At 71.8% G+C, this 19,000-nt stretch carries 14 protein-coding genes and 2 pseudogenes; 6 read left to right on the top strand and 10 right to left on the bottom strand.

The window, feature by feature from the left end; translation table 11 throughout:
* Positions 1–28: 28 nt before the first annotated feature.
* A pseudogene (locus POF73_RS19120) lies at positions 29–1,568 on the bottom strand (glycosyl hydrolase 53 family protein).
* Between the two features lie 135 nt (positions 1,569–1,703).
* Between POF73_RS19120 and POF73_RS19115 the strand changes: the two are divergent.
* The 3 genes and pseudogenes from POF73_RS19115 to POF73_RS19105 all read left to right on the top strand — a co-directional run.
* A pseudogene (locus POF73_RS19115) lies at positions 1,704–2,201 on the top strand (LacI family DNA-binding transcriptional regulator); the annotation flags it as partial.
* 174 nt (positions 2,202–2,375) lie between these two features.
* Positions 2,376–2,726, top strand: a complete 351-nt coding sequence (locus POF73_RS19110) for a VOC family protein (RefSeq protein WP_272116869.1) — start codon at positions 2,376–2,378, stop codon at positions 2,724–2,726.
* A gap of 86 nt (positions 2,727–2,812) precedes the next feature.
* Positions 2,813–3,202 carry a MarR family winged helix-turn-helix transcriptional regulator gene (locus tag POF73_RS19105; protein ID WP_272116866.1) on the top strand — a complete coding sequence of 130 codons (390 nt, stop codon included), beginning with the start codon at positions 2,813–2,815 and terminating at the stop codon, positions 3,200–3,202.
* Between the two features lie 32 nt (positions 3,203–3,234).
* Here POF73_RS19105 and pqqB read toward each other — a convergent pair whose 3' ends face one another.
* From pqqB to POF73_RS19090, 3 genes are all read right to left on the bottom strand, one after another.
* Positions 3,235–4,086, bottom strand: coding sequence for a pyrroloquinoline quinone biosynthesis protein PqqB (pqqB, locus tag POF73_RS19100; protein ID WP_272116863.1), 852 nt, complete (start codon positions 4,084–4,086; stop codon positions 3,235–3,237).
* A gap of 209 nt (positions 4,087–4,295) precedes the next feature.
* On the bottom strand, positions 4,296–4,697 hold the full coding sequence (locus tag POF73_RS19095) for an SseB family protein (protein WP_272116861.1): 402 nt from the start codon (positions 4,695–4,697) through the stop codon (positions 4,296–4,298).
* Between the two features lie 171 nt (positions 4,698–4,868).
* Complete coding sequence (locus tag POF73_RS19090; protein ID WP_272116859.1) at positions 4,869–6,110, bottom strand: acyl-CoA dehydrogenase family protein; 1,242 nt, start codon at positions 6,108–6,110, stop codon at positions 4,869–4,871.
* A 283-nt stretch (positions 6,111–6,393) separates the two neighbouring features.
* Between POF73_RS19090 and POF73_RS19085 the strand changes: the two genes are divergently transcribed.
* Complete coding sequence (locus tag POF73_RS19085; protein ID WP_272116857.1) at positions 6,394–7,758, top strand: phosphoribosyltransferase family protein; 1,365 nt, start codon at positions 6,394–6,396, stop codon at positions 7,756–7,758.
* 121 nt (positions 7,759–7,879) lie between these two features.
* A complete protein-coding gene (locus tag POF73_RS19080) occupies positions 7,880–8,797 on the top strand; it encodes a peptidoglycan-binding protein (RefSeq protein ID WP_272116855.1) in 918 nt (305 codons plus the stop codon).
* 203 nt (positions 8,798–9,000) lie between these two features.
* Here POF73_RS19080 and POF73_RS19075 read toward each other — a convergent pair whose 3' ends face one another.
* The 3 genes from POF73_RS19075 to POF73_RS19065 are packed head-to-tail and all read right to left on the bottom strand — an operon-like array spanning position 9,001 to position 12,309.
* On the bottom strand, positions 9,001–9,549 hold the full coding sequence (locus POF73_RS19075) for a cysteine hydrolase family protein (RefSeq protein WP_272116853.1): 549 nt from the start codon (positions 9,547–9,549) through the stop codon (positions 9,001–9,003).
* Positions 9,546–11,123 (bottom strand): purine-cytosine permease family protein, encoded by a 1,578-nt coding sequence (locus tag POF73_RS19070; protein ID WP_443049550.1) that lies wholly within the window; start codon positions 11,121–11,123, stop codon positions 9,546–9,548. Before POF73_RS19070 ends, POF73_RS19075 begins: the two co-directional genes overlap by 4 nt.
* On the bottom strand, positions 11,095–12,309 hold the full coding sequence (locus tag POF73_RS19065) for a helix-turn-helix domain-containing protein (protein ID WP_272116849.1): 1,215 nt from the start codon (positions 12,307–12,309) through the stop codon (positions 11,095–11,097). Before POF73_RS19065 ends, POF73_RS19070 begins: the two co-directional genes overlap by 29 nt.
* Positions 12,310–12,705: 396 nt before the next feature.
* Between POF73_RS19065 and POF73_RS19060 the strand changes: the two genes are divergently transcribed.
* Positions 12,706–13,641, top strand: coding sequence for an esterase/lipase family protein (locus tag POF73_RS19060; RefSeq protein WP_272116847.1), 936 nt, complete (start codon positions 12,706–12,708; stop codon positions 13,639–13,641).
* 53 nt (positions 13,642–13,694) lie between these two features.
* On the opposite strand, the gene POF73_RS19055 is transcribed toward POF73_RS19060, so the two are convergent.
* The 3 genes from POF73_RS19055 to POF73_RS19045 all read right to left on the bottom strand — a co-directional run bounded on the left by POF73_RS19055 (position 13,695) and on the right by POF73_RS19045 (position 18,873).
* Positions 13,695–14,171, bottom strand: coding sequence for a (2Fe-2S)-binding protein (locus POF73_RS19055; protein WP_272116845.1), 477 nt, complete (start codon positions 14,169–14,171; stop codon positions 13,695–13,697).
* 8 nt (positions 14,172–14,179) lie between these two features.
* Positions 14,180–16,522, bottom strand: coding sequence for a molybdopterin cofactor-binding domain-containing protein (locus POF73_RS19050; protein WP_272116843.1), 2,343 nt, complete (start codon positions 16,520–16,522; stop codon positions 14,180–14,182).
* A 380-nt stretch (positions 16,523–16,902) separates the two neighbouring features.
* A complete protein-coding gene (locus tag POF73_RS19045) occupies positions 16,903–18,873 on the bottom strand; it encodes a collagenase (RefSeq protein ID WP_272116842.1) in 1,971 nt (656 codons plus the stop codon).
* Between the last annotated feature and the right edge of the window lie 127 nt (positions 18,874–19,000).

Genomic DNA, 19,000 nt, shown 5'->3' with positions numbered 1-19,000 from the left:
ATGCGGCCGGGCCCCTGCGGCACAGAACTCAGCGGTGGCTGAACCACGCCATCGACGACAGCGCCGCGTCGTCGTAGCCGAACAGGGCCTGGTTCTCCCAGCCGTTGCCGGAGGAGGCGTCGGTGGGGTCCCAGCCGTTGCCGGAGACGGCGGTCCAGGTCGCCTCCCAGTAGAAGACACCGAGACCCCGGCCGTTCGGGACGGCCTCCACGATGCTCGTCACGTCGTTCATCCATCGGCGCTGCCCGGCCGTGTTCGCCGGGTAGCCGGAGACCAGTTCACCGGTGGTGTTGATGATGTTCTCGTGCGAGTCCTCGCTGTCCAGCCGGAACGGGTAGGCCGTCTCGGCGACGAAGACCGGCTTGCCGTAGCCGGGAGGCCGCGTCGTCCAGGGTCGTCTGGAAGTCGTAGAGCGAGCCGTGGCAGTAGCCGTAGTACGACAGGCCGATCGCGTCGAACTTCACTCCGTTCGCGACCGCGCTGTCGAACCACCAGCGGGTGCCGGACAGGTCACCGCCCTTGGCGAGGTGCAGGACGACCGTGGTGGACGAGTTGACCGCCTTGACCGCGTCATGGCCCGAGTTGAGCAGGCCGGCCAGCTGCGAGAAGTTGCTCGTGGAGCCCTCGTTCCACAGCATGCCGCCATTGATCTCATTGCCCACCTGGACCATGTCGGCCGTGGTGCCTTGAGCCTTCAACGCGTTCAACACGTCGTACGTGTGGTTGTACACGTCGGTCTTGAGTTGACTGTACGAGTGGCCCGCCCAGGCGGCCGGTTTGCTCTGGGCGCCCGGGTCGGCCCAGGTGTCCGAGTAGTGGAAGTCGACCAGCAGCTTCATGCCGGACGCCTTGATGCGCTTGGCCAGGGCGAGGACGCGCGTCTTGTTGTTGTAGCCGTCGGCGGGGTTGACCCAGACCTTCAGGCGCGCGTAGTTCATGCCGGCGTTCTTCAGGATGGTGATCGCGTCGCCGGCCGAGCCGGAACCCGTCCGGTAGACGCCGCCCTTGGCCTCGCTCTTGGCGAGGGAGGCGATGTCGGCACCGTGGATCGACGTGCCGCCCGCACCGGATGCGAAGGTCAGATCGTCGACATTGATCCAGTTGCCCGCGTTGGCGTCACTGTTGATGCTGATCGTGCACTGGTTGTTGGTCACATCGACCGGCACGACGACACGGATCCATCCGCTCGCCGAGACCGGAAGGTCGGTGCGCTGTTCCGCACCGCCGCAGTTCCTCAGCGCCAGGTACGCCGAGTTCTGACCGCCGCCGGAGCGGACCCAGGCGGTGAGCTTGTAGTTCCCGTTGGTCAGTCCGGACAGGTACTGGTACGTCTCCACCTTGTAGGCGGAGGACGCGTAGTGGGTCAGACGGTAACTGCCGCCGTGGCCACCGGACTCGGTGAAGGAGGCGGAGTTCTGCCCAGCCGCCGAGTACGTGGACCAGCCGGCCGGAGTCGCGGTGCCCGTGCCGCCGGACTCGAAGCCGCCGTTGGTGAGCGTGCTCGCCGCCGAGGCGGTCTGCGCGGGCAGGGCGGTGAAGGCGAGTCCCGCGGTGAGCGGTATGAGCAGGCCCCGGAGGGAGCGGGTGCGGGTGCGTCTGGATGGAACATCGTCGTCCGTCGTCCCTTCGACGTAAGTGAGGTCGGGGGTGTCCTCACCGGACATCGGCGAGGCGCCCCTCCGCCCACGGCTCGCGGCACGCACGGGCGGAGGGAAGTCGGCTCAGCCGTCGAGTTGTACGACCCGGACGGCTCCCGCGGGCACCTCAAGGCGGCCCGCGGCACGTTCACCGGTCAGCAGCTCGGTGCCTGGCGCCTCCAGCGCACCGAGGCGGGCATCGAGCTCGACGACCGGCTCGTCGTGTCCGGCGACTGCAGCCGGGCCAGCGGTGAGGCGGGCGCCGAGCGGCTGCTCGGGCAGGCGCCGGACATGGACGCCGTCTTCGTCGCGTCCGACCTGATGGCGCAGGGTGTGCTGACGGCTCTGGAGCGGGCCGGGCGCCGGGTGCCGCAGGACGTCGCGGTCGGCGGATTCGACGACTCGCCCGCCGCGCTGCCCGCCCGCCCCGAGCTCACCACGATCCGGCAGCCCTGGGACCGGATCAGCGCGGAGATGGTGCGGGTGCTGCTCGCACAGATCGGCGGTGAGGATCCGGCGGCGGTGATCCTGCCGACAGAGCTGGTGAAGCGGGAGTCGGCATGACGGTGTGAGCCGGGCACGAGGGCGCGTCGCGCGGTGATCGAGCCGTCGGCGCGCCCTCGGCGTGCGATCGGCGTGTCGATCGGTCAGGAATCGAGAAGTCCGGGCCCGCTCCCCCGTCCTAGCGTGAAAGCACCGACGGAACACGTCGGACCACGCTTCACCGAGGAGTACGCCATGACCGCCGGAGTCAACACGATCATCTACCCCGTCAAGGACCTCGACCGGGCGAAGGCCCTGTTCAGCGCCCTGCTGGGCACGGAACCGTATGCGGACGAGCCGTACTACGTCGGCTTCAAGGACGCCGGACAGGACGTCGGCCTGGACCCCAGCGGGCACGCGAAGGGCATGACCGGCCCGGTCCCCTACTGGCACGTGACGGACATCAGGGCGACCCTCGCGGCCCTGCTGGCGGCAGGAGCCGAGACGCTGCAGGACGTGAAGGACGTCGGCGGCGGCAGGCTGATCGCCTCCGTGAAGGACGCCGACGGCAATCTCGTCGGGATCCTCCAGGATCCGGCCGCCTGAGCTCGTGCCCGGCGGCGGCCCAGGGCGATTGCACATGCACTAGTTGCACAGTCAATAAATGGCCGAATTGGTGCTACCGTGCCGGTATGGCAGCGAAGACGGCCGACGCAGGGCTCGAAGACCGGTGGCGGGACATCCTGTCGGTGCACGCCCGCACCATGTGCGAGATCGACCGCGTGCTGCACCCGCACGGGCTGGGCGCGAGCGACTTCGAGGTGCTGGACATCCTGGCGGCCGCCTCGCCCGAGGAGGGCGACCAGTGCCGGGTGCAGAACCTGGTCGGACGGGTCCATCTCAGCCAGAGCGCGCTGTCCCGGCTGATCGGCCGGCTGGAGAAGGACGGCCTGGTGGAGCGTTCCGTCTGTGTGGAGGACCGGCGTGGCGTGTTCGTCACCCTGACCCGCAAGGGCCGCGATCTGCACAGCGAGGTGCTGCCCCTGCAGCGCGGCGTGCTCGCCCGGATGCTGAGCGGCTGACGTCGTAGGTCGCAGAACGAAGGCGCGGGCGGCTAGAGCACGAACTCGGTCCCGTCCGGCAGGATTTCGACACCTGTCCCGGACACCTCTGAGCGGGCCGGCGAGCCGGGGTCCAGCAGGGGGTTCGTGTCGGCGAGGTGGGTGTAGATCCGGCGGGCCTGTGGATGGCGGGCCAGGGCGGTGAGGCTGCCGCCCGGTCCCGAGACGGGCAGATGGCGCCCGGGCTGCCCCGCCTCGTCCGTCGTGAAGTGCGTGCCGTCAAGGACGGCACAGTCCGCGGAAGCGACGAGGTCGTCCAGCGTCGGGGTCCAGGTGCTCACGCGGGGCGCGTACACGAGGACCCCTCCGGTGGCCAGGTCCTCGACCCGGTACGCCGTCACCCAACGGCGGTCCTTCGCCCGGCCCGGCACATACGCCGGCGCCGCACCGGCGACGGGGTGCGCCGTGACGACCAGGCCGCCGGCCAGCACGAAGCCGCCCTCGGTCAGGCTGTCCGCCCACTCCCACGGGGTGTGCCGGTCGAGGGCCGCCCGCGCCGGGGCCAGGGCGGCGAGCACCGGCGGGGCGGCGTAGGTCTTGAGCCCGGCGGCCGCCCGCAGCACGGCCAGGCCCGCCACATGGTCGGGCTCGGCGTCGGTCAGCAGGACTCCCCGCACCGGCGTGACCTGCGGGCCCGGCCAGAGGGCGGACGCGGCGGTGAGCTGGCCGCGGATGTCGGGCGAGGTGTTCAGCAGCCACCAGTCCCTGGAGTTGCCGGTGACGGCCGCGCACTCCGGGGTGCGGGTGGGCAGCTTGCCGTCACGGGCGGCGGCACACCGCGCGCAGCCGCAGTTCCACCGCGGGAAACCCCCACCTGCGGCGGTGCCTAGCAGGACGACCCTCACGACGACCCCCATCCCTTCGCGTCGGCCCTCCCGGTGGGATCTTCCCTCTCCATACGGCCGGACCACCCCGCGACAGGGAGCAGTTCCGGCCGACCTTCACGGGCCGGCCGGGACGGGGGACGTTCAGTGACGTTCAGGGGGCGTTCATCGACGGCAGGGGATACCGATGGTGCCGGTGCCCCCGGGGCCGTCGCCCGCCCTCGGTGTGATCACGGGCGGGCGAGCAGGGTCCGCACGCCCTCCGAGGTCAGGGTGAGGGGGTGGGGCGAGCCGGCGTCGATGGTCAGGGCCAGTTCGTCGGCCGGCCACTGCGAGGCGAGGGCGCCGAGCGGTACCAGGCGGTAGCGGGAGACGAACGGCAGCAGCTCCGCCATGGCGGGCTCGGAGGTGAAGACGGGGACGACCGGCTCGCCGCCCGCCCGCTCTATGACCGGCAGCGCCACGGCGCCGGGGTCGGTGGCGTCCGCCTCACTGGCGTCGTCGGGCACGGGGACGAGGACCTCGCTGCCGGCGAGCGTGTCCATCGCTGTCCTGTCCTCGCTGTTCCCGGCCAGTACGTCCAGCGCCCGGCGGGCCGGAGTGGCGGTGTAGTCGTTCGCGGGTGTGTCCATGGCAGATCCCCTGTCAGCGGCGGTAGTGCGGTCCGGCCGGGGCATGATCGCGGGAGCGGTGCCCGGCCCCGGCGCGGCCCTGCTCACGTACCCGATCCGGACTGGAGCATTCCTACGACCGACCACAGGTCGGGGCGGCCGTTGTGCACAGGTCGCGGGAGCATCCGCAGGTCACGGGATCAGCGGGATGTCGCCGGACGGGAGCCCCAGGCGGTCGCAGCCGACCCGGCGGGCGAGGGGCTCGGCCATGCTGGGGCCCACATGGGTCCAGTACGTGGCCGCGTCCCGGAAGTAGCGCTGCATCCGCTCGCCGTCGCGCGCGTGCCGGGATCCGGCCGTGCGGAAGAGGGTGCCCTGGAGGATGTCCCAGGCCATCCGGCCCGCGTTCAGGAACATGAGCGCGAGGCGGTTGTCCTCGACGACGGTGAAGGGGGCGTCTCCGGTGACGTTGCGCCGGCAGGTCTCCATCCATTCCTCGGCCGTGTGCCGCAGTGCCGCCTCGGCCGTGTGGATCACGCCGAGGGCCTCGCCGAGGTGTCGCTGGTAGTCGTGGAGTTCGGCGCGGGTGCGGTGGGGTTCGAGGAGGAGGGGGCGGTCGGTGACGGCGCGGGCGTACTCGTCGGCGGCGGCGTGGGCGGTGCCGATCATGATGGCGGCCAGTTCGCCGTGGAAGAAGCTCGGCGCCCGGCCGGCGTACATGGGGTTGCCGTGCAGTTCGTAGCCGACGCTGCCGCCCTCGACGGGCAGGTCGAGCAGGCTCGCCTCGCAGGTGAGGTACTCGGGGATGCGGGCCTTTTCCATGTGCACGCTGTTGGAACCGCTGCCGCGCAGGCCGAGGACGCCGTGCCAGTCGTCGAGGACCGTCCACACCGAGCGCGGGGCGACGAACAGCACCGGCGGTCCGGGCGGGGCGCCGGGCCGGTCGGGGGCGCGCAGGGTCTGGCCGACGTAGTGGGTGGAGTACGGGGAGCCGGAGGAGTACGGCCAGGTGCCGTCGAGCATGACGTGCCCGTCGCCGTCGGGCTGTGCGATGCCGATGGGCGCCACGGTGGACGCCGCCCGGAAGTCGCCGTCGGTGCCGAAGATCTCGTCCTGCGCCTTCTCCTCGAAGAGCGCGGCGACCTGGAGGACGTGGGCGGCGGTGAGCGACAGGGCCCAGCCGGTGGAGGGGCAGCCGCGGGCGATCTCGGTGACCACGCGGTAGAAGGTGGGCAGGCCGAACTCGTAGCCGCCGTACCGGCGCGGCTGGAGGATCCGGTAGAAGCCGGCCCGCAGGAAGTCGTCGTGGGTGTCCTTCGGGTAGTGGGTCAGCCGTTCGGTCTCCGGCTGACGTTCGAGCAGCACGGGCCGCAGGTTCGCGGCGCGATCGACGATGTCGCGTTCGGTCAGTCCGGGCTCGGGAGCGGCGATCACGATGCCTCCTGACGTGTGGGGCCGTCCGTTCGTGCCGTGATGCGTGACGCGATACAGGTGATTGAACACGGCAACTGCCGCGGGGTACCGACGCGAAATCGCCAAGTGCCGAGGCGGCGGGACGGGGCGCGCGGTCCCCGGATCAGCGGCGTGCCTCAGGGTCCGGGCAGACCGAGCCCGGCAGCAGGTCCAGCCCGTCCGGCCCGCTTCGGTCGCGGGCGAACAGTCGTAGCCTGAGAAGGACGGGACAGGCTCCCGCCCTGGTGGGCGCGGGAGGCGGTGTATGCGTTACGACGACCGCAGGACGGCCGGGCGGCTGCTGGCCGGGCGGCTGGAGGAGCTGCGCGGTCGGGATGTGGTGGTGCTGGGGCTGCCGCGGGGCGGCGTACCCGTGGCGGCCGAGGTGGCCCGGCGTCTCGGCGCCCCGCTGGATGTGCTGGTGGTGCGCAAGCTGGGGGTGCCCGGGCAGCCGGAGTGGGGCTTCGGGGCGATCGGCGAGCACGGGGTCCGGGTCCTGAACCGGGATGTGATCGACGCGGCCGGGCTGAACGCCGGCGAGCGGGAGGCCGTGGAGGAGGCCGAGCGGGACGAGCTGGAGCGGCGGGTGCGGAGCTACCGGCAGGAGCGGGCGGCACTGCAGCTCACCGGGCGCACTGCGGTCGTCGTGGACGACGGGCTCGCCACCGGCGCCACGGCCGAGGCCGCCTGTCGCGTCGTACGGGATCAGGGCGCGGCACGGATCGTGCTGGCCGTACCGGTCGGGGCCGGCCACAGCGTGGCCCGGCTGCGGCGGGTGGCCGACGACGTGGTCTGCCCGCACACGCATCAGATCCTCGGCTCGGTGGGCGCCTGGTACCGGGACTTCGCCCAGGTCTCGGACGCCGAGGTCACGTCCCTGCTCGCGGAGGCCGCCCGCGCCACGCCCCGCTCCCCCGCCGCGCCGTCCCCCGGGGTCCCGGCTCCGCCGGAGCGGGCCGGGCACGCCTCGCCGTCGGACCGCGAGGTGCGGATCCCGGCCGCGGGCGCGCGGGTCGGCGCCCGGCTGGTCGTGCCGGACGGGGCGGCGGCGGCCGTGGCGTTCGCGCACGGCAGCGGGAGCAGTCGGCACAGCCCGCGCAACCGCTATGTCGCCACCGCCCTCAACCGCGCGGGCCTGGCCACCCTGCTGCTGGATCTCCTCACCGACGACGAGGCGCACGACCGGCACAACGTCTTCGACATCCTGCTGCTGGCCCGGCGCCTGCACGCCGCGTCCGTGTGGCTGCGCGGTGAGACCGGTCTGCCCGTCGCCTACTTCGGGGCCAGTACCGGAGCCGCCGCCGCGCTGGAGGCGGCCGCGCTGTCCGGGTCCGACGTCCGCTCGGTCGTCTCCCGGGGCGGCCGCCCGGACCTCGCCACTCCGGCTGCGCTGACCCGTCTGCGGGCGCCGACACTGCTGATCGTCGGCAGCCGGGACACCCAGGTGCTCAGCCTCAACCGCCTCGCCGCCGACCGGATGCACTGTGAGCACCGGATGGCCGTCGTCCCCGGCGCCACCCACCTGTTCGAGGAACCCGGAACCCTCACGACCGTCGCCGAACTGGCCCGCGACTGGTTCACCGCCCACCTGGGCCGGCCCACCACGGGGGCGCCGCGCCGTTCCGCGTAGGTCCGGCGGCTGGTTCTCGACTGCCCGGCAGCCCTGGTCCGGTCATTCCGGGGAGCTCATGGAGATTGCATGCAGAGGATCTGTTTGAATTCTGAACATCCGCACGGAGAAGGGACCCCATGTGCGCGAGCCGAACGGCCCTGTCTGCCCCGAGTGCGGCACGCCCCGGGCCTCGGACGGCACACCGGCCTGCTCCTGCGGCCGACTCGCCTCCGACGCCCGCCGCGAGACGCGCTCGGCGGAGGCGGCGGCCGCGGAGGACTTCGACCCGGTGCGGATACGGCCGTTCGTGGAACTCGGCGACCACGCCGACCCGGACGCGGACGAAGTCCCGCAAGAACCAAGTGAGCCGGCGGCCCCGGACGACGGCGCCGTACACACGTCCGCGGACACCGCGGAGGCACCCGCCGGTCAGGCCCCCCTCCTCGACGTGGATGTTCGGCCAGGTCCTCGGCGCAGGCGTCGCACGCTGCTGGTCACCGGAGCGGGTGCCACCCTGGCCGTACTGCTGACCGGCGCGTTCCTGGGCGGGCTGTTCACCTATGACAGCCCGTCACGGGACGGGTCCGTGCCCGACGACATCCGGGCGCCCGTCCCGGACGGCTCGGCCGAGGCAGGCCTGTCCGGCGAGGTCCGGCCCTCCGGAACGTCGACCGCGTCGCCGTCCAGCAGCTCGACGCCGTCGCCGAGCACGACCCCGGCCGACGGCTCCCCCACACCGTCCGACGCCTCCGCCACCCCCACCCCGGCCCCCTCCTACGCGGGTCCCACCCCGACCGCCACCGCCCCGGAACCGAGCGGCACGGCAGGCCGGCCCCCGGTCCTGCGCCACGGCGACCGGGGACCGGAGGTGGTCGAACTACAGCTCCGCCTGCGCCAGATCGGCTTCTACGGCGGTGACGACGACGGCGACTACGACCGCACGGTCGAGAGCGCGGTCCGCAGCTACCAGCTCACCCGCGTCGTTCTCGCCGACGAGTCCGGCGTCTACGGCACGGCGACCCGAGCCTCGCTGGAGTCCGAGACGTCGGAGCCGTGACTAGGGCCTGTCGTTTGGATCATGTCGGCGTCGCGGGGTCTGGCACGCGCTCCCCCAGAGGGGGGACCCCCAGCCGCGTTGTCGTCACTCGCCGACGCTCCGCGTCGACTCCTCCTCCGCCTTGCAGCTGCACGCACCAGACCCCGCTCGGCTCGGCTGAAAGGCACAGTCTCTCTCAGCCGACCTGATCCAAACGACAGACCCTAGGCCGTCGCTGCCAGCAGCTCGGCGACCGTGGTCACCCGGATCAACGGCCGGTACAGGTCCAGCACCTGCAACGCCTTCGCGTGCGTGTCGTCGTCCGCACCCGCGCAGGCGTCGGCGACGACCCGTACCTCGACGCCGGCGTCCGCGGCTGCCAGGGCCGTCGACAGGACGCAGCAGTCGGTGCTGACGCCGGTCAGGACCAGGCGGCCCCCCGGGGCGGCGCGGTGGGCCAGCTCCGGGGTCCACTTGCTGAACGTGTCGGCGTCCAGCACATGCCGTGCGTGGGGGGCGAACTCGGCCGTCAGCTCCCAGAGTCGGGCGTGCGGGGGTTGCAGGGCGAAGGGCCAGCGTTCGTAGTACGCCCGCCAGGCGCCGTCCGGTTCGGCGGGTGCCACGAAGCGGGTGAACGTGACCCGGTCCCCGAAGGCCGGCAGCAGACGGCGTACGCCCGTCGCGGCATCGGCGAACCGGGGGGTGGCCCAGGGGCTGTCGGGCTCGGCGAAGACGCGCTGCATGTCGATGACGGTGAGCAGTCCGGTGGTCATACCGTCGCCCCTTCGTCCGCCGTCGGGCTCGGTGCCTGTGCCTCCTGGGCCCGGACCCGTCCGCGCCGCAGCACCAGCGTGCCGAGGAAGCCGAGCGCGAGGGCCGCGAGGACGCCGAGGTTGGCGTAGGCCCAGTCGCCGGACCTGCCGCCGAGGCCCAGCGGGCCGAGCAGATAGCCCTGCCACTCCAGCCAGTTCGCCGTCGCGTTGGTGACCAGGCCCCAGCCGAGGGCGGTGGCCGTGAGGGTCAGGAGCAGCGGAGTGAGCGGTACGTCGCCGTAGCGGCCGGTCGGGCGGTAGAGGTCGGGCTCGTCGTAGTCGCGGCGGCGCAGCGCCAGGTCGGCGAGCATGATGCCGCACCAGGCGGCGATGGGGACGCCGAGCGTGGTGAGGAAGCCCATGAACGGGCCGAGGAAGTCGTCGGCGACGAACACGATGTAGATCGAGCCCGCGATCATCAGGACGCCGTCGACCAGCGCGGCCACGTAGCGCGGCACGCGCAGGCCCGCCGAGAGCAGGGCCAGACCGGAGGAGTAGATGTCCAGGACCGCGCCGCCGACCAGGCCGAGGACGGCGACGACGGCGAACGGGACCAGGAACCAGGTCGGCAGGATCGTCGTCAGCGCGCCGATCGGGTCGGCGGCGACGGCGGCGTTGAGCTCGCTGGAGGAGCCGGCCAGCAGGAGTCCGAAGACCAGCAGGAGCAGGGGTGCCAGTGACGCGCCGAAGGCGGTCCAGCCGATCACGCCGCGGCTCGACGCGGTGCGCGGCAGATAGCGGGAGTAGTCGGCGGCGGCGTTGACCCAGCCGAGGCCGAAGCCGGTCATCATGAAGACGAGGGCGCCGATGAACTCCTGGGCGGAGCCGGCCGGTACGGCGCTGACGGTGGACCAGTGGACGTGGTCGGCGACGAGGGCGACGTAGACGACGGTGAGTACGCCCGTGACCACGGTGATCAGGGTCTGCAGCCGCATGATCAGGTCGAAGCCCATGACGCCGACGCCGACGGTCAGCGCCCCGACCAGGACGAGTGCGACCACCTTGGTCTCGGTTCCGCCGCCCCAGCCGAGCCGGTCGAACACCGTCGCGGTGGCCATGGTGGCGAGGGCGCAGAGCACCGTCTCCCAGCCGACGGTGAGGATCCAGGAGATCACCGACGGCAGGCGGTTGCCGCGCACCCCGTAGGCGGCGCGGCCGAGCACCATCGTCGGGGCGGAGCCGCGCTTGCCCGCCACGGCGATGAATCCGCACAGCAGGAACGAGAAGACGATGCCGACGACTCCGGCGGCCAGCGCCTGCCAGAAGGAGATCCCGAAGCCGAGTGCGAAGGCGCCGTAACTCAGGCCGAGGATCGACACGTTGGCGCCGAACCAGGGCCAGAACAGGGTGCGGGGCGTGCCTTTGCGGTCGGCGTCGGCGATCACGTCGAGGCCGTGGGTCTCCACCTGGAGTCTTCGGGCCGGGGGTCGGTCGTCGCGTGGGTCGGGCGTAGTGATCACCCCGGCATCGTCGCATCGCTCACCCTGCCGGGGAAGACGCGGATGGTCAGCCTGCGGTGGTGGGCCGCAGCGCATGGGTGCGCAACGCCAGCAGTGCCTCGAACCGGAAGCGCGGGTCGCCGAGCCGGTCCCCGAACAGCGCCTCCAGCTGGCGCAGTCGCTTGCGGGCCGTCTGCGGATGGATGCCCAGCGCCTGGGCGACCTCGGGGGCAGTACGTCCCCAGGACATCAGCAGGGCGTCCAGGGTCTCGGCGAGTCGGGCGGCTCGTCCGCGGGGCAGGTCCGCGAAGACGCCCAGCACCCGTCGGCCGAGCAACTGCCCGATGGGGGCGCCCCTGAGCAGATGCAGTTCCGCCAGTTCGTCGTCGACGCGCAGGAAGGTCCCGTCGGCCGGTTCCGCCGGCAGTTCGGCGCGCCGGTCGAGGGCGAGGCGGGCGCACTGGAGGGACAGCCATGTCTCGTGCGGGGGAACGGCCGGGCCCACCACGGCAACCCGGCCGCGGGCGGCGTCCCGCACCCGGTGGAGCAGCCCGCCGGTCTCCGGTTCGGGCACGATCAGGACGAGGTCGCTGCCCCGGCTGAGGGAGAGCAGTTCACCGTCCGCGCCGGGCACGGAGAAGGGCCCCGCCGACCGCACCACCACCGCCGCGACGGCGTCCGGCACCGCCCAGCGGGCGCGCTCGGCCAGCGGTCCCAGTGGTGCGCGCTCCTTCCCCCGCGGCGGCTCCAGCAGCCGTTCCACCAGCGCTCGGCGGGCACGCTTCAGCTCGCCCTCCGAGCGCAGCTGCGCCGCGAGGAAGCCCTTCACCGACTCGTTGGACAGGGCGTTGATATGGATCAGCACGGCTTCGTGCAGGGTCAGGACGGTCCCGGGCGGCAGCGAGGCCTCCTGCACGAACTCGGCGTAGCGCCGGCTGCCCACGCGGGCGCCGACCCGGAAGGCGGCCTGGAGGGCGTCCGTGGTGCGGCCGTTGAGGAACTCGATGCGGCCCAGGTGCCGGAAGTGGTGGAGGTGATGGTCCTGCGCGCTGTCGGGGTGCTCGGTCAGCTCCGCGAACTGCAGCACGGCCCGGCGGATCGACTCGGTCAGGTCGCGGCCGACGGCGGAGTCGAGCGGGCGTCGGTAGGCGGGCACCTCGTCGCGGATCGCCCGGGTCATGTCGGCGACGATGCCTTCGGCCCGGGAGCGGATGAGCGCGGCCAGCACCGGGGGAAGTTCGTGCCAGGGCTGACGCGTGAACGTCTCGGCCGGTGCCGTCATCGCGGTGACTCCGTCTCGGGCGGGGGGGGCTCGCCGTGGGTGGCGGGCGCGGGCGATGCGCTCGCCGTCGGTGGCAGGTTCGGGGCAGTGTGCTCGCCGGGACGGCGGGCGTGGGCGGGGGTGCTCGGCGCGGGTGGCCGGCGGTGGTGCGCAGGACTGCCCCCGGTGAGGCGCGGCCCGGGAAAGGTGTCACGCCCATGACACCTTTCTCCACTCCCGCCGCGGCTCTTCTGGTCGGCTCCCGCGGGCGACGCGAGTGTGGATCCGACGTTACGCGCCAGTAGCTTCCGTGTCTCGCCCTTGTGACAAGGCTTCACACCGTCCTGACCTGTCCCCTTGTGACCAGGGCACACGGATCTGCTGCCGCTCCCCACGAACAGGCGGAGGAGACTCCTCATGCAGACCCCCAGACTCCGGCGCACCCGGCGCCGGCGCCTTGTGTTCTCGTCCCTGGCCGGACTCACGGCGGCCGTCTGTATCGGCGTCGCCGGCGTCGACCGGTCCCAGGCGGCCCCGGACCCGGGCGACGCCGCGCCGGTCGCGGCGACCGATCCGGAGGGCCCGCCCAAGGACGACTTCGCGTCGGCGTTCGCGTACTCCCTGGCCCACCCCACGGCCGCGCCCTCCGGCGCCAACGACTTCACCTGCCGTCCCGACGCCGCGCATCCGCGTCCCGTCGTCCTCGTGCACGGCACCATGGAGAACCGCTACGACAACTGGGCGGCGCTGGCTCCGCGGCTCAAGGAGGCCGGGTACTGTTCCGGCGCCCTGCTCGGCACCGAGGACATGGTCGTCTCGGCCGGGCAGCTGGCGGACTTCGTCGACCGGGTCCGGGCCGCCACCGGCGCCGCGAAGGTCGACCTCGTCGGACACTCGCAGGGCGGCATGATGCCGCGCTACTACATCAAGAACCTCGGGGGCGCGGCCGAGGTGGACAAGCTGATCGCCCTCACCCCGTCCAACCACGGCACCACGTTCTCGGGCCTGGGCCTCCTCGCCCTGGCGATCCCCGGCGGCAACGCGGTTCTCGGAGCGGCCTGCAAGTCGTGCAGCCAGCAGCTCATCGGCTCGGACTTCCTCCGGGCGCTGAACTCGGGCGGTGAGACCGACCCGGGCGTCACCTACACGGTGATCACCACCCGGTACGACGAGGTCGTCACCCCGTACACCTCGGCCTATCTCGGCGCGGCCCCGAACGTCAGCAACGTCGAGCTCCAGGACGTGTGCCCCGCCGAGACCGTCGACCACATCGGCATCAGCTACAACGCCCTGGCCGGACGCCTGGTCCTGAACGCGCTCGACCCCGCCCACGCCCAGCGCCCGACCTGCTGAGGCACTGCGCGGCCCCATGTCCGTGCTCGGCTGCGCACGGACATGGGGCGCGTTCAGTACTTCTTCGCACCCGCCACGATCGCCTCGCGGATGCGGTGGTACGTCCCGCAGCGGCAGACGTTGCGGATCTCGTCGAGGTCGGCCTCGCTGATCTCACGGCCCTCCTCACGGGCCTGTCGGACCTTGGCGACGGCGGTCATGATCTGGCCTGGCTGGCAGTAGCCGCACTGGGCGACGTCGTACTCCAGCCAGGCCTCCTGCATCGGATGGAGTTCCCGGCCGACCGTGGCGGGCAGGCCCTCGATGGTGGTGACCTCGTCGGTGGGGCCCAGGTCCTTCACGGGGACCGAACAGGGGTTGAACGCCTTGCCGTTGATGTGGCTCGTGCACGCCTGGCACACGCCGAGGCCGCAGCCGTACTTCGGGCCGGTGACGCCCAGGACGTCCCGCAGCACCCACAGCAGCCGTACGTCGTCCTCGATGTCCACGGTCACGGACTCGCCGTTGAGGATGAAGGTGTGTTCGGGCACGGTGGCTCCTAGAAGGCGCGGCTCAGGCCGTCGGTGGGGGACGCGGGGATCGGCGGTGTGGTGGGCAGCGGTTCGAAGCCGAGCGGTTCGCCGTGGTTGAGGGGGAAGGTCGTCGGCATCCTGCCCGTCGCGCGTCCGTAGGCGCAGGCCACCGCCGCCATCGCGCCCGCGACCGCCAACTCGCCTGCTCCGCCGGGCGTTTCGGTGGTCGGCGGCATCACGACGATCTCCAGCTCGGGCGGGGTGTTCCACTGGCGGGTGTAGAAGTAGTTGTCCCAGCTGCCTTCCTGGAAATGGCCGTCCGCGAGATGCAGCCCGGAGCTCAGGGTGATCGCGATGCCGTCCATGATGCCGCCCATCATCTGGGCCTGAAGGCCACGGGGGTTCACCGCCAGACCCACGTCCACGGCACACACCACCTTGGTCACGCGTGGGCCCGTGTACGCGTCGGGGATCTCCCGTCCCGTGGTCTGCGGACGGCAGTCGATCTCGGCGAGGACCGCGACGTACGCGTGGTACTCGGGGTGCAGCGCGATGCCCTGCGCCGTCCCCGCCGGCATGCTCCGGCCCCACTCCCCCACCTCGGCGACCTTGTCGAGGACGGCCCGCGCCCGCTCGTCCTTCAGGTAGGACCGCCGGAACCGGTAGGGGTCCTTGCCCATGCGCCCCGCCAGCTCGTCCACCACCAGTTCCTGAGCGCACCGCACGTTGGGCGAGTAGATGTTGCGCATGGAGCCGGTGTTGAAGCCCTTGTCGGTCTCGCCGAGGAGTTGGGTGACGACGCCGAAGTGGTACGGGGTCTGCTGGGTGAGCGTGAAGATCGTCTCGGAGAAGGTGAGGTCACCGACGGGCAGGCGGGCCGCCTCGGCCGTGATGATCTCGCCGACGCCGTGGCCGAAGTCGGTGGCCACGGAGGTGTGGCGCTGGTCGTAGGTGAGCACCTGGCCGAGGGCATAGGTGGCGCGCACCCGGGAGGTGGACATGGGGTGGGTGCGGCCCTGCCGGAAGTCGTCGGTGCGGTGCCACATCAGCCTGACCGGCTTGCCCATGGCCCGCGAGACCTCGGCGGCCTCGGCGGCGGCGTCGTGGAAGAGCTTGCGGCCGAAGGAGCCGCCGCCCTCCGTCACATGGACCTTGACCGAGGTCACCGGGAGCCCGAGCTTGAGGGCGATCTCCTCCTGCGCGACGATCGGGGACTTCAGACTCGCCCAGATCTCGGCCGAGTCCTCGCGTACGTCGGCGACGGCGCAGTTGGTCTCCAGGGCGCTGTTGCTGGCGAAGTGGAAGGTGAAGCGGGCGTCGACCGACTTGGTGAGCAGGTCGAGGCCGGGAAGCGGGAGTTCGGCCCGGCGGAGTTCGGCGCGGACGGTGTCGTCGGTGGCGCCCTCCGCCGTTCCCGGACCCCAGGTGACCTTGAGCGCGCGTACCGCGTCGATGCACTGTCCGAAGGTGCGACCGCGCACCGCGACGCCGGTGGAGACGCGTACGACGTCGGTGATACCGGGCATGGCCCGCACGGCGTCCAGGTTGTCGACCGAGCGGACGGTGCCGTTGATCGTCGGCGGGCGGCACACCATGGCCGGCAGGGCTCCCGGCACCTGCACGTCCATGGCGAACTTCTTGCGGCCGGTGACCGCGTCCAGCGCGTCGATACGGCGTCGCGGAGTGCCGATGACCTTGAACTCGGCGGGTTCCTTGAGGGTGACGGGGACCTGCCCGGTGACCTGCGAGGCGGCCTTCTCGGCGAGTTCGCCGTAGGTGAGGCTCTTGCCGGTCACGGTCGAGGTGATGACCCCCGTCTTGGCGGTCAGGGTGTCGACGGCCTCCCCCAGTTCCAGCGCGGCGGCCCTCAGGAGTCGGCCGCGTGCGACGGCCGCCGCCACCCGGATCGGGGTGTAGGTGGAAATGGTGGTGTTGGAGCCGCCGGTGATCTGGTTGAAGAGCAGCTCGGGCCGGGCGTCGGCGAGGGTGACGTGGATCTTCTCCAGCGGGAGACTCAGTTCCTCTGCGATGAGCATGGCGCTGGAGGTGGTGATGCCCTGGCCGACCTCGGCGCGGGGCAGGGCGAAGGAGGCCGTGCCGTCGGGGTCGAGGCGGATGGTGATCAAGTTGGCCGTGGGCAGTGCGGCGTGGGTGAGCATGTCGTTGAGGTCGTAGATCTCGGCCGGGCCGGGCACCGAGGGGACCGCCGCGGCCGCCTCGGTGGGCGCGAGGAGCGTCTCGCCGAGCGGGGCCGCCACCGTCAGGGTCGAGGCGGCCACCACGTATCCGAGGAATCCACGGCGGCTGATGCCGTCGGGGCCGGCCGTGGACGCGATGTCCGGCCCCTCCGTGTGGTGCTGGGCTCCCATCGGCTGGCCTCCCGACGACGTGGTGTGCGGCCGTACTCGGCGGCTCCTGACTGTGCACGGCCCGCGCGCGTTCCGGAAGATCCTCGCGGCGCTTCAACACGTAACGCCCACAACACGCCTCACCTGTGAAACTCCGGGCGCCCCCGGATCCCGGCCCGCCCTGGTCCCGGCTCAGAAACCGCCCGGGTTCCAGCGGGACGCCCGAGTGACCGGGGCGATGGGGTGGTTCGGTGCCCTGGAGCGGCACCGTGAGGGCGTCCTGCTCGGCCCGCGGGGCGTGCCGGAGGGCGACTTCGTCGGCGCCTGCCCGGCACACGCCCATCTGCGCGGGCGCAGATCAGGACGGGCCCTCACGGTGGATCCGCGCTCGGGGGAGCTGATCAACGTGCAGATCCCCGAGACGTCTCTCGACCGACGGCCGGCGCCGCCGCGCACGCGCCCGCGGCGCACGCCGTCAGCCACTCGTCGAAGTCGGCGTCGTAGCGGGTGCCGATGCCGGTGGCGTAGACGGCGTAACCGCCCGCGTAGTCGCCCACCCGGAAGCGGGCGAGCATCCGCTGGACGTCGGCCGGGTGTTTCTCGAACATGTAGCGGACGGCGAGATAGCCCCAGGGGTAGGTGCGGGTCACGTCGCTGTTGCCGTACGTGTTCTGGAACAGGGTGCTCAGCCGGTACGTGTGCCGGCCGGCCTCCTCGACGGCCTGGTCGTAGGTGACGCGACGGTAGCCGTACGAGACGTACTCGGCGACGCCCTCGATCCACCAGACGTCCGGCACCGAGGTCTGCTGGGCGAAGTCGCCCTTCATGTCGTAGCGGGCGTCCAGGTAGTGCGTGTACTCGTGGTTGAGGTTCCAGATCCGGGCGGCGTGCCCGGTGTCCTGGCTCTTCTGGTACATGACCGCGAACGGCCGGTTGGCCGAGTCCTTCGGGTCGCCGATCACGGTCATACCGCCGTTGTCCGTACTGATGCCGAAGATCGCTCCGGCGTACGTCCGGTAGTCCTGGGCGCTGGCGAAGACGGCGAAGTCGAGGGTCGACAGGTACTGCCCCGGGATGGGTCCGTCGTCCTTGACGATGTCGTGAAGGTAGGCGTCCTGGCCCAGCACACTGGCGCACGCCGCGGCGAGGTCGGCCGAGGTGAGGGACTGCGCGCGGATGGTGCGCGTGGCGTCGCAGTCATGGGTGGTCGGCAGGGCCGCCCGCATCAGCTGGCCGGACAGGTCGCAGACGCCGTAGTAGGCGCAGTTCGCGCGGTCGTAGGCGTCGGCCTGCGTCGCCACGGCCACCCAGAGTCCGGCCGTGGGCCCGGTGATCCGGGACGAGTCCAGCAGCTGCTTGGCCAGGGGGCGGACCGTCGGCTGCAGCGCGGTGTGTCCGACGTAACGGCCCAGGTTCATCCCGGCGTTGGAAGTGAGGTAGGAGCGGTCGGTGCCGAGCAGGTCCAGGTGGGCCAGTGCGAAGGCGTCAAGGGTCCGGGCCACGGACGGATCGGCGGTGACGGCCTTGACGTAGTCCGGGTTCCAGTTGCCGCGCCACAGCGGGGTGTAGACGGCGTTGACGGCCACGAGCATGCTGCGGATGGCGTCGTAGGAGCTGTTGTAGGCGTTCAACAACCGCTGGTAGACCCGCAGATAGCGGGCCTGCTGGTCGCTGCTGTCGGTGAGGATGACGACCTCGCTCAGCACGTCACCGTTCGCGGCTGTGACGTCCCCGGAACGCGGGCGGGCGAAGAAGGTGTCGAGGCCCCGGGTGGTGTTCCGGGTCAGTGACGTGCCGTACGGGCCGACGTCGTCCGGGTGGTTGAACTGCACGAAGTAGCCGGCGCGCAGGAACAGCACGAGTTGCAGCACACGGGAGGAGTTGTCGCCGTTGTAGGTCCCGGCCGTGCTCGTGAACGCCTGCGCGACCGTGATCATCTGGGGCTCTCGGAAGACGGCGCGGGCGTCCGAACCCGTCACCGAGAACAGGCTGTTGACGCACTGGGTGGTGGAGGCCTTCACGAACGCGACGAGTGCGGCGCCGGTCCGGCCGCCGAAGTCGCCCGGAGAGCACGAGAACTTGTCCCGGGTGGCCCCCGCACGCGGCGGTATCCGGGCAGGCGTCGCTGTCAGGGGCGGGAGTTGGGCCGGAGTGAGGGCCTCCTTCTGTACGGCGGTCCGGACGCCGGAGGTGGCGAGCGAGCCGGTCGGGGACGGGGGTGGCGCGGCCTTCCGGTGCGGGGTCACGGAGGCGGTGGGGTCGGTGCCCGGCGGGGGTGCCGCGAAGGCCGGGCTCCACAGCAGGCCGGAGAGCGTTGCGCAGACGGCGAGTGTGCCCAGCATACGTCTGGGCAGCACGGAGCGGTAGCGCATCTGGATTCCTCATTCCTGAACGGAACGGATGGGGATGCGCCTCGGGAGGGGTGCTGAGGCGTATCAGGCACTGTCTCAACGCCCACCCGCCCCAACAATGGTGTGTGACATAGCACATTGCGCCGTG

The sequence above is a fragment of the Streptomyces sp. HD genome, assembly GCF_028369295.1.
GTDB lineage: Bacteria > Actinomycetota > Actinomycetes > Streptomycetales > Streptomycetaceae > Streptomyces.
This window is presented reverse-complemented; position numbering and strand designations above follow the sequence as displayed.

What these genes read in the sequence shown, in the direction of transcription:
- POF73_RS19060 (WP_272116847.1), top strand. Translation starts at nt 12,706, where the DNA reads ATGCAGACCCCCAGACTCCGGCGCACCCGGCGCCGGCGCCTTGTGTTC.
- POF73_RS19095 (WP_272116861.1), bottom strand. Translation starts at nt 4,697, where the DNA reads ATGGACACACCCGCGAACGACTACACCGCCACTCCGGCCCGCCGGGCG.
- POF73_RS19045 (WP_272116842.1), bottom strand. Translation starts at nt 18,873, where the DNA reads ATGCGCTACCGCTCCGTGCTGCCCAGACGTATGCTGGGCACACTCGCC.
- POF73_RS19050 (WP_272116843.1), bottom strand. Translation starts at nt 16,522, where the DNA reads ATGGGAGCCCAGCACCACACGGAGGGGCCGGACATCGCGTCCACGGCC.
- POF73_RS19065 (WP_272116849.1), bottom strand. Translation starts at nt 12,309, where the DNA reads ATGACGGCACCGGCCGAGACGTTCACGCGTCAGCCCTGGCACGAACTT.
- POF73_RS19085 (WP_272116857.1), top strand. Translation starts at nt 6,394, where the DNA reads ATGCGTTACGACGACCGCAGGACGGCCGGGCGGCTGCTGGCCGGGCGG.
- POF73_RS19110 (WP_272116869.1), top strand. Translation starts at nt 2,376, where the DNA reads ATGACCGCCGGAGTCAACACGATCATCTACCCCGTCAAGGACCTCGAC.
- POF73_RS19075 (WP_272116853.1), bottom strand. Translation starts at nt 9,549, where the DNA reads ATGACCACCGGACTGCTCACCGTCATCGACATGCAGCGCGTCTTCGCC.
- POF73_RS19070 (WP_443049550.1), bottom strand. Translation starts at nt 11,123, where the DNA reads ATGCGCTGCGGCCCACCACCGCAGGCTGACCATCCGCGTCTTCCCCGG.
- POF73_RS19105 (WP_272116866.1), top strand. Translation starts at nt 2,813, where the DNA reads ATGGCAGCGAAGACGGCCGACGCAGGGCTCGAAGACCGGTGGCGGGAC.